The following is a 15,733-nucleotide window of genomic DNA, read 5'->3' as shown; positions in this document are numbered from 1 at the left end:
GGCGGCTCTCACCCCTGGAGGACTCGGCGCCGGTCAGCGGCCGAGCCAGCCCCCGTCGACGGGGATGAGGGCGCCGTGGATGTAGTCGGAAGCGGGTGAGGCCAGGAACACCGCGGCGCCGCCGATGTCCTCCGGTGTGGCCCACCGTCCGGCGGGAATCCGGTCGAGGATGGCGGCATAGCGGGCGGGGTCGTCCCGCAGGGCCTGCGTGTTGTCGGTCGCCACATACCCGGGCACCACGCCGTTGACGTTCACCCCGCGCCCGGCCCATTCGTTGGCCAGCGCCCGGGTCAGGCCGGCGATGCCGGACTTCGCGGCGGTGTAGCCGGGGACGTTGATGCCGCCCTGGAAGCTGAGCAGGGAGGCGGTGAAGACGACCTTGCCCTGCCCCCGGCTCAGCATGCGCCGCCCTACCTCGCGGGTCAGGGTGAACTGGCTGCTGAGGTTCACCGTCAGGACGTGGTCCCAGTCGTCGTCGGAGTGCTCCGCCGCCGGGGCACGGGCGATGGTCCCGGCGTTGTTGACCAGGATGTCGACCGGCCGGTCCAGCTCCCCGAGGTCGGCGGCGAGGCGCGAGACGGCGGCGCGGTCGGCGAAGTCCGCCTGGATGGCGGTGCAGGTGCGCCCCAGCGCGGTCACACGCTTCTCGACTTCGCTGCCGGACGCCTCCATATGGGCACTGACAGCCACGATGTCGGCTCCGGCGGCTGCCAGTGCCTCCGCGACGGCGAGGCCGATGCCCCGGCTGGCGCCGGTGACGACGGCGAGCTTGCCGGTCAGGTCGAACGGCGTAGGGATCGTTGTCATCGTGCGTCTGCTCCCGCGTCGGACTGGCAGTCGATCAGGACCTTCATGACGCCGCCTCCGGCTTCGAGTGCCTCGAAGGCCTGCGCCGCCCGGTCGATGGGCTCGATCCGTGAGATGAGCGACTCGGCCGGGATGTGGCCCTCGGCGATCAGGCCCACCGCGGTCTCGAAGTCCTCCCGGTCGTAGAGCCGAGCCCCGAGAAGGGTGAGTTCGCGCCAGAAGAAGCGGTGCAGGCTGATCTCGCGCGGAGCCGGGTGGATGGCCACCTGCACCAGCCGCCCGCGTGTCGCCAGCGCGTCGACCGCGGTGGTCACCCCCGCCGCGGCGCCCGAGACCTCGAAGGCCACGTCCGCCCCGGCGCCGCCCGTCCAGTCGGCCACCGCGTCGGCCGCGTCGACCGCCGCGGGGTCCAGCGTCGCCAGGCCGAGCGACTCGGCGATACCGCGCCGGTAGGGATCGAGTTCGACCAGCAGCAGGTCGGCCCCGCCGCGGCGGGCGACGATCGCGATGAGCAGGCCGATGGGCCCGCCTCCGACGACCAGGGCCTTCTCGCCGTCCCGCAGTCCGGCGCGCCGCACGTCGTGCACCGCCACCGCGGTGGGCTCCGCCAGCGCGGCGTGGTCCAGCGGCAGGCTTTCGGGGAGCCGGACGAGCGTGTCGGCCGGTACCGTCCAGCGGGACTGCAGGGAGCCGGCCGCGTCGATGCCGAGGAACACCAGGTTGTGGCAGATGTGGCGGTGGCCGGAGCGGCACGCGGGACACTGCCCGCACGGGACCAGGGGCATGACGGTGACGTTGTCCCCCGCCTTCCACTCGGTGACGTCGGGGGCGGTCTCCGCCACACGTCCGGACATCTCGTGCCCGATGACCTGGGGCGGACCCACCCGGGCGTCCATGGAGCCGTGGAAGATGTGCAGGTCGGTACCGCAGATGCCGGTGTACGCCACGTCGATCGCCACGTGTCCTGGCGGCGGGGGCGCGGTTGCGGTGCCGGCCTCCAGCGCCAGCGTCCGGGGCGCGGTGTAGGCCACTCGTCGTGCGTTCACGCGGGGGACTCCTCGTTCAGGTGCCAGATCTCTTCCAGGTCGGACCAGTTCCCGCCGGCTCCGCTGTCGGGCCACGGCTCCTGGCACGGGTCGGTGAGCCGCCACCAGCGCTGCGTGTCCGGGTCGGCGGCGATGGAGGCCAGGTCGGCCTCGAAGTCGTCGCCGTGGTATTCGAAGTAGCTGAACAGCACGTCGTCGCGAAGGAAGATCGTGTAGTTGCGGATGTTCGCCGCGCGCAGCGCGGCCTCCACTCCCGGCCACACGGAGGAGTGCAACTCCAGGTATTCGGCGCGGCGTTCTGGCCGCAGCCGGATGGTCTGGGCGAGGCGTCTCATGCGGATTCCTTTGCTGATGCGGGCCGGTCGGCCTCGTCGGACATGGGTGCCGGCCGCCGGTCCCGCAGCCGGTAGGTGCGGACCGCGTTGGTGCGCATCACCGCATCCGCGTCGGCCGCCGGCAGATCGGACAGCGCTTCGCGGACCAGATCCATCCAGGACCCGTACGAGGTGGCGAGCGTCATCACCGGCCAGTCGCCGCCGTAGAGGCAGCGGTCGGGGCCGAACGCCTCCAGCACCTCGCGGAGCACGGCGAGCAGGGCGGGCGCGCCGGTGCCGGGAGCCGCCTCGGTGGCGAGCCCGGACAGCTTGCAGACGACGTTGTCCCGCCGGGCCAGCCGGAGCAGGGCCGGCCGCCACGAGGGGTCGGGTTCGGGGACGGACGGCTTGCCGAGGTGGTCGAGGACGATGAGGGTCTGCGGGCACGCGGCCGCCAGTTCGGCGAGCTCGCCGAGTTGCCGTTCCCGCACGCACGCGTCGAACGGCAGTCCCGCCTGGCCCAGGAGTCCCACACCGGCACGGAAGTCGGCACCCTCGGTGAAGCCCGGCTCCTCGTCCTGGATGTTGTGGCGGACGCCGACGACGAAGGGGTCGGCGGCGAAACCGCGGACGGCGTCCGGCGCCCCGGCGGGGTCGTCCAGGCTCACGTGCGCCACGGCGCCGCGGATCCACGGCTGGGTACGTGCCAGGCCGCGCACCCACCGCACTTCCTGGGCCGCCTGGTCCGGATGCCGCCCTGCTTCGACGAAGACCGCCTCCACCGGCTCGTCCACGTCGCCGAGGAAGCCGGCGGGGGAGAAGCGCCGGTCGAGGGGGGGAACGTCGGCGAGCCACGGGTAGGACAGGTGCTGCGGGTCCCAGAAGTGGACGTGGCTGTCGAGTACCGGCGCACGCTCCGCCTCGGCGCCACCGGGCGGCTGATCCATCGTCATGGCTGCTCCTCGGAGTGCTGGTTCTCGGGACGCCCGTTGAGCCAGCCCTGGTCGAGCACCGGTGCCAGGCAGTCCTCCACGGCGCTCAGCAGCTCCTCGTCCATGGGCTGGGCGATCCACTCGGCGAGGCGGCGCACCTGCTGCGCGCTGGAGGTGCCGACCACGGTGGAGGCGAAGCCGCCGGTCGAGACGGCGAACTGGACGGCGAGCTTGGCGATGTCGACCCCCCTGGCCCGGCACAGCGCGGCCGCTGCCGCACAGCGCTCCAGGACGGGCGCCGGTGCGGGGTGCCACGGGGCAGGTCCCCGCTCGGTGAGCGCCCCCATCGCCAGCGGCGAGGCGTTGATCACCGGAATGCCCGCCCGGTCGAAATCGGGGCCGCGCTGTGCCAGGCGCCGGTCTTGCAGGGTGTACTGGCAGTAGGACATCACCGTGTCCACCGGTGTCCGGGCCGACACGTGCCGCAGCGCGCCGAGCGGGTATCCGGTGACGCCCACCGCACGCACCAGGCCGGTGTCCTGCAGTTCGCGCAGGGCCGGGAGCGTCTCGTGGACGATCTGGTCCAGGTCGCCGAACTCGATGTCGTGGCACTGCACCAGGTCGAGGTGGTCCGTCCCCAGCCGCCTCAGACTCTCGTGCACGCTTTTCTTGACGCGGTCGGCGGTGAAGTCGAACTCGTCGTCCCCGTATCTGCCGACCTTGGTCGCCAGGACGTAGCCGGAGCGCTCGACACCGCGCAGGGCCTTGCCCAGGACCGTCTCCGCGAGCGTCGCCCCGTAGTAGGGCGAGACGTCGAAGAAACAGAACCCCACGTCCAGGGCGGTACGCACGGCGTCGATACCGTCGGGCTCGGCGAACGCGCCGTACACGGCGCCCAGCGGGGACGCCCCGAACCCCAGCTCGGAGACCTCCAGACCGGTGGTGCCCATCGTGCGGCGCTTCACGCGGCGTCCTGCCGCGCCTGCTCGTCGAACGGGGTGCGGTAGGAGGGCGGCCGGGTGCGCAGGCCGAGCTGCAAGGTGAGCCGGACGGTGCTGGAGCGGGGGAGCTCCACCTGCAGCCAGGGTCCGCCGACCACCGCCGACGCGGTGGTCACCGTCGGGGCGGTGTGCCCGTAGTCGTACAGGTCGCCGATCCAGGAAGGGTCCTCGCAGACGCTGTAGTCCACCGAGCGGATGGTGTGCTCGCTGAACGCGCCGGCCTGGACGATCACCGATCGGGCCGCTTCGGGATCGAGGTTGACCAGGTCGATGACGGTGGCGTCCGGGTCGATGGCGGAAACCAGCGCCGCGACCCCCGCGGGAAGCCCCGGACGGCGGGCGGCGGCGTCGTGGTAGCGCACCCGTGCCTGCTGCAGACCGCCGTTGTAGACCACCTGGGGGCCGCCCCAGGTCAGCTGGACGAGCGCCTCGGTGACCACGGGGTTGGACTGCTGCCACAGGTGGATGTCCGCCTCCGGCACGTCCCAGTCGCGGTACTTCTCCATACGGGACAGCCGGTGCCGCACCTGCGCCTGGGCCGCTGCCAGGATCTTCTCCGGATAGGCCGGGTCGTCGCCCGCCAGGAAGGCCAGCCAGGGCTCCTCGTGGCCGGCCTCCTCCTTGCTGCGGAAGGAGCGGACCGTACGCCAGTCGTATCCGGCGGCAGCGCGCAGGCGTTCGATGCGCGCCCGGTCGGCGTCGGAGGCGGTGTGGTGCCACAGCGCCGTCGGGACGGCCATCAGCATGGGGTTGTAGTCGAACCAGCCTTCGTCCTCGTACCGGAAGGGCACGTGGAAGGTCGGGACGCTCACGTCCTCCGCCAGTTGCGGGATCCACTTGGACTTGATGCTGGAGTCGGCCTCGGTGAAAGCCATCACCTTGCCGTGCGAGATGATCTCGTCCAGGACCGGCCGCACCATGTCCAGGTACGAGTCGTCGCCGGTGACCGCGGCACCCGCCAGCGCGGCGACGATGGCCGCGTGTCCCACGCTGTACCAGCCGTGCGGCCAGGACCACCCGTAGTGGCCGCCGTACCAGCGCCCCTCCAGCAGCCCGCCGACGGTGCCGTCCGGGGCGACGTTGTCCGGCAGGAGGCCCCCGTTGGCGGCGGCGCGCTCGCGCCAGGCGCCCACGTAGTCGGCGATCCAGTCCGCGTAGCGCTGCTCGCCGGAGATGATCCAGGCGTTCAGGACCAGTCCCGCCGCGGAGAGGTTGACCGCGGTGTCACCCTCGCCCATCCGGCGGCGCATCTCCGCGCCGAGCCGCGGGTCGGCGTCGAGCGGCGGCTGCTCCGCGCCCGCGGGCAGGATCCAGCCGAGCGGGAAGCCGTACATCTGCGCTTCCTTCGGCAGCCACGGGTAGGCGTCGCCGTCCGACAGGCCGTCACGTCCGGGGTCGCTGCCGTTGTGCGGCCGGCGGATGATGCGCCGGTCGGCGTCGTAGTTGCCGTGCCCGGGGTCGACGTACAGATCCGCGAAGCGCTGTGCCCGCCCGGCCCACCGATCGGGGGCGGCCATGCACAGGAAGTACAGCAGCAGCAGGCTCTCGCCCTGGTGGAACCAGTCGTAGCCGCGTTCGTACTCGTCCTTGAGCATGCCCAGCTCGGTCAGCTGCCGGGTGACGCCCTCCCAGTGGTGCTCGGACTGGGCCAGCAGGTCGTCGGCCCCGCCCAGCAGGTACAGCTGGGGCCAGTTGAAGAAGACCTCGTAGAAGTCGTCGACGCCGTCGCGGGAGGTCAGCTCGCCGGTGTAGCGCAGCCGCCCGTCAGGTCCGGTGAAGTCGCGGGCGAACCGGCGCCAGGCCCGGTCGAGCAGGTCGAACAGCTCGCGCTGCGCTGTCGCCCAGCCCGGCGGTTCGAGCAGCGGCACCGAGGCCGTGATGACAGGATGCATCGGGAGGAGCTCCATTCGCGTTCGGGCACGGCCGCGTCCGGGCACAGCGCCGCCCGCACACCGGCCGGGGCGGGCGGTGCGCTGCGCGCTGTGCGGGGCGGCCGGCTGGGTCAGTTCTTTGTCGCGCCGGCGAGCATGCCGGCGACCAGGAACCGTTGGGAGAAGAGGAAGACGACCAGCACGGGGACGATCGCCAGCAGCGTGGCCAGGGCCAGTTCGGGTCGCTCGACCTGCAGCGTGCTGGCCGTCGGGTTGAACTGCGGGACCGAGTCGAGCAGGGTCCCCAGGCCGACCTGGACCGGGAACTGGTCGCTCTGCGGCAGCATGACGTACGGCAGGTAGTAGTTCGTCCAGTTGGCGACGAAGCTGAAGAATCCGACCAGTGCCACGACAGGTGCCGCGAGCGGCAGTGCCACCCGGCGGAAGACGCCGAATTCCGAGCAGCCGTCCAGCCGCGCCGCGTCCAGCAGTTCCCGGGGCAGGGCGGTGCTGAAGTAGATGTAGGTCAGGTACACCCCGAACGGATAGAACGCGTACGGCAGGATGATCGACCACATCGAGCCGATCAGGTGGACCGCGTTGACCTCAAGGAAGAGCGGCACGACCAGCGTGGCGTTCGGCATCAGCATCACCACGAGGGTGGCGATCAGCAGGGCGCGCCGGCCGCGGAACTCCGTCATCGCCATCGCGTAGCCGGCCGGCACCGCCACGCACAGGGTGATCACCAGGGCGAGGAAGGAGTAGACGGCCGAATTCCGCAGCCACAGGAAGATCGCGTTGTCCTGGTAGGCGGTCAGGGCCTTCCAGTTGGCGTGCAGCGCGTGGAGGGAGCCGAACGACAGCGGGTTGTTGTTCACCAGCTGGTCGTCGGTCTTGGTGGCCGCCAGCAGCAGCCAGAGCACCGGCAGCACGAAGAAGACCACGAACAGCAGGAGCACCAGGGCCGGGAGCGGGTTGAGACGCCCGCGCACCGGGCGGCCGGACCGCGTCCGGTCCGCTCGTCCGGGCACCTGCCCGCTGCCGGAGGATGTGGCGACCGCAGGCCGCCGGATGTCAGTCCGCATCGAAGAACCCCGATCTGGCCACGAAGACCCCTGCGACGACCAGTCCGACCAGCAGCAGTTCCACGGACACGGCCGCCGCTGTGTTGACGTCGTTGTTCTGGAACGCGAAGTCGTACGCGAGCTGGTTGAGCGAGTAGTCCCGGCCGGCGACGCCCACGCTCGCCTGCGACAGCAGTTGCGGCTCGACGAACAGCTGGGTGCCGCCGGCGAAGGCGAGGATGACCATGTAGACGATCCACTTGCGCAGCAGCGGGATCTGGATCCGCCAGGCCGTCTGCCAGGCACCGGCCCCGTCGATCCGCGCGGCTTCCAGGACGTCCTGCGAGATGTTGTTCAGCGCCCCGTACATCACCACGATCCAGCCGCCCGCGCCGGTCCAGAAGGCGATGAGGGTGAACAGGATCGGCAGGTGCCCGGGGGCGATGACCTCGCCGAAGGTGTGGTAACCGAAGGCCCGCAGCAGGAAGGCGACCGGGCTGACCGTGGGGTCGAGCACGAAGAGCCACACCATGACGCTGGCCGCTCCGGCGAGGGCGCCCGGCACGTAGTACAGGAACCGCAGCGCCCTGCTGACGCCGCTCAGCGCCAGGCGGTGCAGCAGGAGCGCCAGCCCGACGACGAACACGACCAGGGACACCAGCCACCAGAGCAGGTAGAGGGCCACGTGCTCGACGGCCGGTGTGAAGCGGAAGTCGTTGACGGCGGTCGAGAAGTTGGACAGGCCGCTGAAGGTGCCGCCGCCGTCGGTGAAGGCGAAGTAGATCGCGTAGCCGGTCGGCACGAGTCCGAAGGCGATCAGCAGGACCGTGTAGGCGGCGACGAAGCTGTGCCCGGCCCGGCCGGGCCACAGCGTGCGCGAGTTGCGCAGCTGTGCCCGGCCGGCCTCGGTGGGTTGCGCCGTCACTGGGTGGTGACCTTGTAGCCGGCGGCGCGGGCGTAGTTGGCGATGGCCGTCTGCCAGGCCGGCAGCAGGGACACGATGGTCTTGCCTGCCGTCAGCTTGGGGGTCACCGTGGCGGCCCAGACGGCCTCCTGGCTGAACTGGCCGTAGCCCCAGCCGGGCCAGACCTGGTTCGCGGCGGCCTGCATGGGCGAGGAGATGTCGCCGGTGAAGTAGTCGGAGGCGGCCTGCTTGGCCAGCCAGTTCTTCGCGGCGGAGGTGTAGGCGGGGTAGCCGGGTGCGAGCTTCGCCTGGTAGTCGTCCGAGGTGGTCGCCCAGGTGAGGAAGGCCGTCGCGGCCTTGAGGTTCGCGCTGTGGGCCGACAGCAGCCAGGTGCCGCCGCCCACGTTGCCCGCGGTGCTTTCGGTGTCCGCGGACCACTTCGGCATCGGTGCGACGGCGATCTGGTGCGCCGGCGTCTTGAACGATCCCTGGAACAGCGCGCCGCCGAACCAGGACGGGCCGGGCATCATGAGGATCTTGGCGGCCTCGTTCTTGTCGAAGTCCGTGCTGAAGACGCTGCTCATCGACATCGTCTTGTTCTTGATGAGGGTGTCGAGCAGCGAGGCCATCCGCGTGCACTCCGGGCCGGTGGTCTTGACCGTCACCGCCTTGGGCCCGGTGATCTGGTTCGCACCGCACTTGCTCGGCCACATGTAGAGCTCGGGCGCCCATGTGTCGCCGGCCGAGCCGACCAGGTAGCCGGGGTGCTCGGTGGCCACCTTCTGCCCGAGGGCCTGGTAGTCCTCCCAGGTCTGCGGGACCTGGTATCCCCACTGCTTCATCAGCGGGGCGTTGTACCACAGCACCGTCTGCGCGAGGTCGTTGCGCAGGCAGTACAGCGTGCCGTTGACCGTACAGGGGTTGTTGGCGCCCTTGGCCCAGCCCGCCAGCGTCGACTGCGGTATCAGACCCTTGTTCAGCGGGGCGGTGAATCCTGCGTCGACGGCCCAGGTGGTCTCGTTGTTCTGGGAGCTGAACACCACGTCGGGCCAGCCCTTGCCGGTGCGGTTGAACAGGCTGACCTTCGTGCGCAGGTAGTTGGAGCCGTTCGCGTCCCCGTCGTAGCTGACGATGTTCATCTTCACGTCGGGGTGCTGCTTCTGGTACAGCTTCGCGGCGTCCATACGAGAGGCGTCCACCCACACCGTCAGGGCGCCGCCTGTCTGCTTGACGGGCTTGAAGCCGCCTTTGGAACCGTTGTCGCTGCTGCCTCCGCCGCAGGCGGCGACCGTGACCAGAGCCAGGGCGCCGGCCACGGCCAGCATGCCGGTGCGTCTGCGGTTCCCGCGGGTTCTGTTGGGTGTGTTCGCGCCGACCGCGCGGACCTTGGCTGTCATGAACAACTCCACTACGTCGTGGGGCCCGTCCATCGCTGGGACGTGGGCCGGGATGGGTCGCACTGCTGGAGAGGAAGGCAATCGGGTGGGAGCGTGACGGCCGCCGGGACGAAGCGGTCCCGACCTGAATTTTTCAGGCGAAGCAGCGTCGCGCTTTGATCACACATAACAAGCTCCAGACCCCGGTCAAGTCAACAGGATGAGCGTGGTTATTTCCAAGATTCTTTTAACGCGATGAACTCACAGCCGCAACCTTCTGACCGATTTGTGAGGATTTGCGACGAACCAGCGGGAGAAATAAGTCCTACACATATCGTCGGGACGAACCTCCGTTGTATGCTGCGGCGCAATGTCGGACCGGCTGCGTACCGCGTGGCTGACGACGGGAGATGAAGGAGGCGGGTCGTTGGACGGCAACCCCGTACTTGCGGCGACCGACAGCTCCGCATCGGCGCCGCCGGACACGCAGGACACCGGGGCCTATCGACCCGGTTACGAGCGTGTGGCCGAGGAGATCCTGCGGCTCATCGCCGAGCTGAACCTGCAGCCGGGGGACCGGATGCCGACGGAGAACCAGCTGGCCTCGCGGCTGGGCACGAGCCGGACGGTGGTGCGTGAGGCTGTCAAGATCCTGTCGGCCATCGGGCGGATCCGCGCGCAGAAGGGCCGCGGCCTCTTCGTGGCCAACGATGAAGGCATGCTGGGTTCGTCGTTGTGGGGGAGCTTCTTCCTGCCGACCGACCTCGACCATGTCTACCGGCTGTTCGAGTTCCGGCGGGTGCAGGAGGCCGCGGCCAGCCGGCTGGCGGCGACGCGTGCGACGCCGGCGGACCTGCGGGCGATCGAGCAGGCGGCCGAGACGTGCCGGGAGGGCCATCTGACGGGCCGGCGCGACCTGTTCGACCGGGGTGACGACGACTTCCACCTCAGCGTCGCCAAGGCTTCGCAGAATCCGTTCCTGGTGGACGCGGTCCGCGAGGCCCGGCGTCTCCAACGCCAGTCCAGCACCATCGGGTTGCACGGCACGGTCGGCGGCCACGCCAATGAGGCCGTGGCGGAGCACGCCGCGATCCACCAGGCGATCAAGGACGGCGATGCGGAGGCCGCGGCGCTGGCGGCCGCGCTCCACCTGGACCAGACCCTTGAGGACTACCGGCGCGAGATCCAGCGCCGCGTTTTCGGCTGAGCCGCGGGCGGTTCCGTCCCCGCACGCCGCCGATGCCCCTCGCGTGGGCCCTCCCGGGTCCGCGAAACAGCCCACGCGCCATGCCGCGTTGCCCCGCGCAGCGCACTTCACCCGAGCACCGAGGAGACGATGCGTCATGGAATCCCGCCCACCCCTGCCCGGCACCGCCGAGGTGCTGGCGCGGATCCGGTCCGCGTCCGTCGTGCCGGTGCTGGTCGTCGACGACGTGCAGGCGGCGGCGCCACTGGCGGAGGTCCTGGCGGAGTCCCGGCTGCTCTGCGCCGAGGTGACCCTGCGCACCGAGGCCGGCCTGCGGGTCCTGCGCAAGCTGGCCGACCATCCGGAACTGCTCGCCGGCGCCGGGACCGTCCTGGAGCCACTGCAGGTCGACCAGGCGGTGCAGGCCGGAGCGCGCTTCATCGTCTCGCCCGGCCTCGACCCGGCGGTCGTCGAACGGTGCCTGGAGCTCGGTGTGCCGGTCCTGCCCGGAGTCGCGACGGCCGGGGAGGTCCTCCGCGCGCGCAGATACGGGCTGCCGGCGGCGAAGTTCTTCCCCGCCGAGCAGTCAGGCGGTGTGCCCGCCCTGCGGGCGTTCGCCTCCGCCATACCCGACATCGCCTTCATGCCGACCGGAGGCATCGGCCAGGACAACGCCCCCGCGTATCTGGACGAGCCGTCGGTGCTGGGGATCGGCGGCAGCTGGATGGCTCCGCGCGATCTCCTGGCCCGGCACGCGTGGGACCGGATCCGCACGCTGTGCGCGCAGGCCGCGCAGCTGGCGGCGACCACCGCGGAGAGGCGGTCCGCATGACCGCGACGGGCATGCCGGGCCTGGTCACCCTCGGGGAGACCATGGGACTGGTCACCGCAGTCGAGATCGGCTCCCTGGAGTACGCCCGCACCTTCACCTACGGCATCGGTGGCGCCGAGAGCAACGTCGCCATCGGAGTGTCCCGGCTGGGAGCGCCCGCCACCTGGATAGGCCGGCTCGGCGCCGACGCGACGGGGGACATGATCGAGCGCCGCCTGCGTTCCGAGGGCGTCGCCGTCCTCGCGGCCCGCGACGGGGCCTATACGGGACTGATGGTCAAGCACCGCCGCTTCGGCAGCGCGCTCTGCGTGGACTACCACCGCGCGGGGAGTGCCGGATCCCGGCTGAGCCCGGAGGACGTCCCGCAGGGCTGCGTCGAGGCCGCGGGGGTCCTGCACGTCAGCGGCGTCACGACAGCGCTGTCCCCCTCGGCCCGCGACACGGTGTTCGGCGCCGTCGACCGGGCCCGGACCGCCGGGGTGCCGGTCAGCGTCGACGTCAACTACCGCCGCAAACTGTGGAGCCCCGAAGCAGCCGGCCCTACGCTTCGACGTCTCGTCGCGCTCGCCGACGTGGTGTTCGCGGGCGTGGAGGAGGCGCAGCTGGTGCTCGGCGCGGACGGCGGGTCCTCGGCCGCCGCTCTGGCGGAAGGGCTGGCCGCGCTGGGGCCGGCTCAGGCGGTCATCAAGGACGGGGCACGGGGTTGCACGGCACGTATCGAGGGCGCTGACCACCGGCTCGACGCTCTGCCCGTCGAGGTCGTCGACCCGGTCGGCGCCGGCGACGCGTTCGTCGCCGGATACCTGGCCGAACTCCTGGCCGGCAGGCCCGCGTCGGAGCGGCTGCGGACGGCTGTCGCCGCAGGCGCGTACGCGGTGAGCGTGCCGGGGGACTGCGAAGGGCTTCCCCGGCGACCGGAGCTGGCGGCTCTGGAGTCCGTCCAGGACGTCATGAGGTGAGCCGGTGCCGATGACAGCGGTGTGCCGGGGCGATCCCGGCACACCACCCCCGGCCTGCGACGAGGCCGGGGGCGGCGGCACTACCGCGGCTGGTTCAGCTCCACTTCTGGTTGCTGCCCCCGTTGCAGGTCCACAGTTCGATCAGCGTCCCGTTGGCGGTGGCGGCGCCGGTCGCATCCAGGCACAGCCCGGACTGGACCCCGACGATGGTTCCGTCGGAGTTGACGCGCCACTTCTGGTTGTCGCCGCCCCAGCAGGAGTAGATCTGCACCTTGACGCCGTTGCCGGTCCCGGCCGCGTCCAGGCATTTGCTGCCCAGGACCCTCAGCTCGCTGTCGGAGGTGTAGGTCCACTGCTGGTTGCTGTTGCCGGAGCAGTCCCACAGCTGCACCTGGGTGCCGTCAGTGGTGGTGGAGTTGGGCACGTCCACGCAGCGTCCTGAGCCGGCACCCTTGATCGTCCTGGTGTTGCCGCTGCTCGGCGGTGTGGTCGGCGAGGTCGGCGACGAGGTCGAGCCGCCGGAGTTGAGGGTGTTGAGCACCGCGGTGTAGGCGGGTTTGGCGTTGCCGTTGCCGTCGAAGAGCAGCGGGTTGTCGCCGGAGCGCCAGGAGTCGCTGTCGCGGATGCCCCAGACGGTGATGCCGGTGCAGCGGGCGACGTTCAGGCAGGCTCGGACGGTGTTGGTGTACTGGGTGGTGCCGGCTTGGGCGATGTCGAGTTCGGTGAGCTGGACGTCGACACCCAGTGCCGCGAAGTTCGTCAGCGTCGTCTGGAAGCTGGAGGGCGGTCCGCTGGATCCGAAGTGGCTCTGGAAGCCGACGCAGTCGATCGGGACGCCGCGGGACTTGAAGTCCTTGACCATGTTGTAGACGCCCTGGGTCTTGGCGTCCGACCAGTTCTCGATGTTGTAGTCGTTGTAGCAGAGCTTCGCGCTCGAGTCGGCGGACCTGGCGGTGCGGAAGGCGTGCTCGATGAAGCCGTTGCCGAGCTTGTCCTGGAAGGGCGAGCTGCGGTGCTGGCCGCTGCCGCCGTCGGCGAAGGCCTCGTTGACCACGTCCCAGGCGTAGACCTTGCCCTTGTAGTGGTTCATCTCGGTGGTGATGTGGTTGTCCATGGCGGACTGCAGGTCCGACGCGGACAGGTTCGAGACCCAGGAGGGCAGCTGGTTGTGCCAGACCAGGGTGTGGCCGCGCATCCGCTGGCCGTGGGCCTGGGCGTGGCTGACGATCTGGTCCGCGGGACCGAAGTTGAAGTTCCCGCGGGACGGCTCGATGGTGTCCCACTTCATCTCGTTCTCCGGGGTGATCATGTTGAATTCCCGGTCGAGAATGGTGGAGTACGCCGAGTTGCCGAGCTTGCTCGCCGGCACCGCCGTACCGAAATACCGGCCCGACTGCGCAGCAGCCGAACCCAGCGAACCCGCCGCCGCGGCATGAGGCGCCGATGTCGCCAGGGCGACGACAGCCAGCGAGGCGCTGACGGCCACTCCGGTGGCCGCCGCCACGGCTTTTCTTTGGATGCTTCGATGTCCGGTGAGCCAAGACATGTCGGAAGGTGCTCCTAACGGTGGGGGGACAGGGCATCGACCGGAGGGCCGGGTGCCCTGCTGCTCTCAGCGCACGGCCTGCCCTGACGGGTAGGTGAGCGCTAACAATCTGCTTGCCTCCGCGAGGAGGGAAGGGCGAAATTTTCGAGATTTCCACGATCGATTCGCGGCACCATAGGACGCCCACCGGGGCACGTCAAGACATCTCACAGCGGGGCGCCTCCTGCGTGAAGCACCTCCGGGCACGGTGCACTTGGCCAAACTCGCGCTGCCACCAGCGCCTCGACCAGGGCCGATCAGATCGGGGGCGATCTCTCCCGCTCCCGGCCGGCGGCGGGAGCCTCGAAAATTTCGATTCCCGGGCGTTGACGTTTCGCGGATCGCGCGTGCACACTTGCCAACGTCTCGCACGCCGGACAGGATGCGCCACCTGTCGAACCGCCGTCGTCTGCGAGGGGCCTGCGTTCACGGTCCGCGTCCGGAGTTGTTTGGGAGCGCTCCCACTCCCGTCCCGTGGACGGTGCCCCACGCTGCCTGTCCTTCTCCCCCCACTTCAGTGCGCGTCGAAGGGACAACATGTCCAGACTTCAGCGAGCCTTCCGAACGACCCGCAAGGCGATGCTGGCAGCAGCCGTGGCGCTCGGCGTCGCCGTCGGGGGTCTAGTCGCCCTGACCGCCGCTCCTGCCGCTCATGCCGACACGCAGATCTGCGACCAGTACGGCTCGACCACCATCCAGGGCCGTTACGTGGTCCAGAACAACCGATGGGGCACCACCGCGACCCAGTGCATCAACGTCACCAGTAGCGGCTTCCAGGTCACCCAGGCCGACGGCACCGCCACCAACGGCGGACCCAAGTCGTACCCGTCGGTCTTCTATGGCTGCCATTACACCAACTGCTCGCCGGGCACCAACCTGCCCGCGCAGCTCAGCACGATCAGCAGCGCGCCGACGAGCGTCTCGTTCAGCTACGTCGGCAACGCCGTCTACGACGCCGCCTACGACATCTGGCTCGACCCGACGGCCAAGAAGGACGGCGTCAACAAGACCGAGATCATGGTCTGGTACAACCAGACCAGTCCCGTCCAGCCCGTCGGCTCCCGCGTGGGAACCGCGAACGTGGCCGGACGCAGCTGGACCGTGTGGACCGGCAACAACGGCTCCAACGACGTGATCTCCTTCGTGGCGCCCTCGGCCATCGGCAGTTGGAACTTCGACGTCAAGGCCTTCGCCAACGAGACGATCAGCCGGGGCCTGGCCCAGAACTCCTGGTACCTCACCAGCGTCCAGGCCGGTTTCGAGCCCTGGCAGAACGGCGCCGGCCTCGCGGTGACGTCCTTCTCGTCCTCGGTGAACATCGGCGGCGGCTCCACCACCGGCGGCTCCACCACCGGCGGCTCCACCACCGGCGGTACGACGACCGGCGGGTCCACCACCGGCGGTACGACGACCGGGGGCTCTACCACCGGTGGCACCACCGGCGGCTCCGGTTCGCCGTCCTGCAAGGTGACCGTCACCCCGCAGACCTGGGCGGGCGGGTACACGGCCAACGTCACCGTGGCCAACACCGGGTCCACCGCTGTCAACGGCTGGAAGGTCGGCTTCAGCCTCCCGTCCGGCCAGTCGATCACCAGTGCCTGGAACGCGACCGTGTCGCCCTCCTCCGGGTCCGTCACCGCGTCCAATCTCTCCTACAACGCCCAGATCCCGGCCGGCGGCACGCAGTCGTTCGGCTTCCAGGGCACATATTCCGGCACCTACGCCCAACCCGCCCACTTCACCCTCAACGGCACCTCCTGCTCCTGACCTCCGGCCGCGCCGAGGTCCCCACTCCTTCACCTGCCAAGACGGAGACACACACGACGACCGGCAGCCGGTGTCCGCACCGGCTGCTG

General features: G+C 70.2%; 14 protein-coding genes. 4 read left to right on the top strand and 10 right to left on the bottom strand.

Going from position 1 to position 15,733, the window contains the following annotated elements; all coding sequences use genetic code 11:
* Positions 1–33: 33 nt before the first annotated feature.
* From OG900_05130 to OG900_05090, 9 genes are all read right to left on the bottom strand, one after another.
* Positions 34–798, bottom strand: coding sequence for an SDR family oxidoreductase (locus OG900_05130; protein ID WUH95622.1), 765 nt, complete (start codon positions 796–798; stop codon positions 34–36).
* Positions 799–803: 5 nt separating this feature from the next.
* Positions 804–1,808, bottom strand: coding sequence for an alcohol dehydrogenase catalytic domain-containing protein (locus OG900_05125; GenBank protein ID WUH95621.1), 1,005 nt, complete (start codon positions 1,806–1,808; stop codon positions 804–806).
* 41 nt (positions 1,809–1,849) lie between these two features.
* Positions 1,850–2,188, bottom strand: coding sequence for an L-rhamnose mutarotase (locus OG900_05120; protein WUH89591.1), 339 nt, complete (start codon positions 2,186–2,188; stop codon positions 1,850–1,852).
* Positions 2,185–3,120: an amidohydrolase family protein gene (locus tag OG900_05115; protein ID WUH89590.1), complete on the bottom strand. Its 936-nt coding sequence runs from the start codon at positions 3,118–3,120 to the stop codon at positions 2,185–2,187. The genes OG900_05120 and OG900_05115 overlap by 4 nt, the downstream gene beginning before the upstream one ends.
* Positions 3,117–4,064, bottom strand: coding sequence for an aldo/keto reductase (locus tag OG900_05110; GenBank protein ID WUH89589.1), 948 nt, complete (start codon positions 4,062–4,064; stop codon positions 3,117–3,119). Before OG900_05110 ends, OG900_05115 begins: the two co-directional genes overlap by 4 nt.
* Positions 4,061–5,992, bottom strand: coding sequence for a hypothetical protein (locus OG900_05105; protein ID WUH89588.1), 1,932 nt, complete (start codon positions 5,990–5,992; stop codon positions 4,061–4,063). Before OG900_05105 ends, OG900_05110 begins: the two co-directional genes overlap by 4 nt.
* Before the next feature lie 110 nt (positions 5,993–6,102).
* Positions 6,103–7,056 (bottom strand): carbohydrate ABC transporter permease, encoded by a 954-nt coding sequence (locus OG900_05100; protein WUH89587.1) that lies wholly within the window; start codon positions 7,054–7,056, stop codon positions 6,103–6,105.
* The gene (locus OG900_05095) at positions 7,046–7,924 is read right to left on the bottom strand and encodes a sugar ABC transporter permease (GenBank protein ID WUH95620.1); all 879 of its coding nucleotides are present in this window, start codon (positions 7,922–7,924) and stop codon (positions 7,046–7,048) included. The genes OG900_05100 and OG900_05095 overlap by 11 nt, the downstream gene beginning before the upstream one ends.
* 32 nt (positions 7,925–7,956) lie before the next feature.
* The gene (locus OG900_05090; GenBank protein WUH89586.1) at positions 7,957–9,336 is read right to left on the bottom strand and encodes an ABC transporter substrate-binding protein; all 1,380 of its coding nucleotides are present in this window, start codon (positions 9,334–9,336) and stop codon (positions 7,957–7,959) included.
* 502 nt (positions 9,337–9,838) lie between these two features.
* Between OG900_05090 and OG900_05085 the strand changes: the two genes are divergently transcribed.
* From OG900_05085 to OG900_05075, 3 genes are all read left to right on the top strand, one after another.
* Entirely contained in the window at positions 9,839–10,522 is a 684-nt protein-coding gene (locus tag OG900_05085; GenBank protein WUH95619.1) for an FCD domain-containing protein, read from the top strand.
* Between the two features lie 136 nt (positions 10,523–10,658).
* Entirely contained in the window at positions 10,659–11,333 is a 675-nt protein-coding gene (gene eda / locus OG900_05080) for a bifunctional 4-hydroxy-2-oxoglutarate aldolase/2-dehydro-3-deoxy-phosphogluconate aldolase (protein ID WUH89585.1), read from the top strand.
* A complete protein-coding gene (locus OG900_05075; GenBank protein ID WUH89584.1) occupies positions 11,330–12,292 on the top strand; it encodes a sugar kinase in 963 nt (320 codons plus the stop codon). Before eda ends, OG900_05075 begins: the two co-directional genes overlap by 4 nt.
* A 94-nt stretch (positions 12,293–12,386) precedes the next feature.
* On the opposite strand, the gene OG900_05070 is transcribed toward OG900_05075, so the two are convergent.
* Positions 12,387–13,796: an endo-1,4-beta-xylanase gene (locus tag OG900_05070; protein WUH89583.1), complete on the bottom strand. Its 1,410-nt coding sequence runs from the start codon at positions 13,794–13,796 to the stop codon at positions 12,387–12,389.
* Between the two features lie 660 nt (positions 13,797–14,456).
* Here OG900_05070 and OG900_05065 point away from each other — a divergent pair.
* A complete protein-coding gene (locus OG900_05065; protein WUH95618.1) occupies positions 14,457–15,644 on the top strand; it encodes a cellulose binding domain-containing protein in 1,188 nt (395 codons plus the stop codon).
* The last annotated feature ends 89 nt before the right edge of the window (positions 15,645–15,733 follow it).

The sequence above is a fragment of the Streptomyces sp. NBC_00433 genome (assembly GCA_036015235.1).
GTDB lineage: Bacteria > Actinomycetota > Actinomycetes > Streptomycetales > Streptomycetaceae > Actinacidiphila.
Note: the sequence above shows the minus strand (reverse complement) of the source record. Positions and strands in the feature narration are given on the sequence as shown.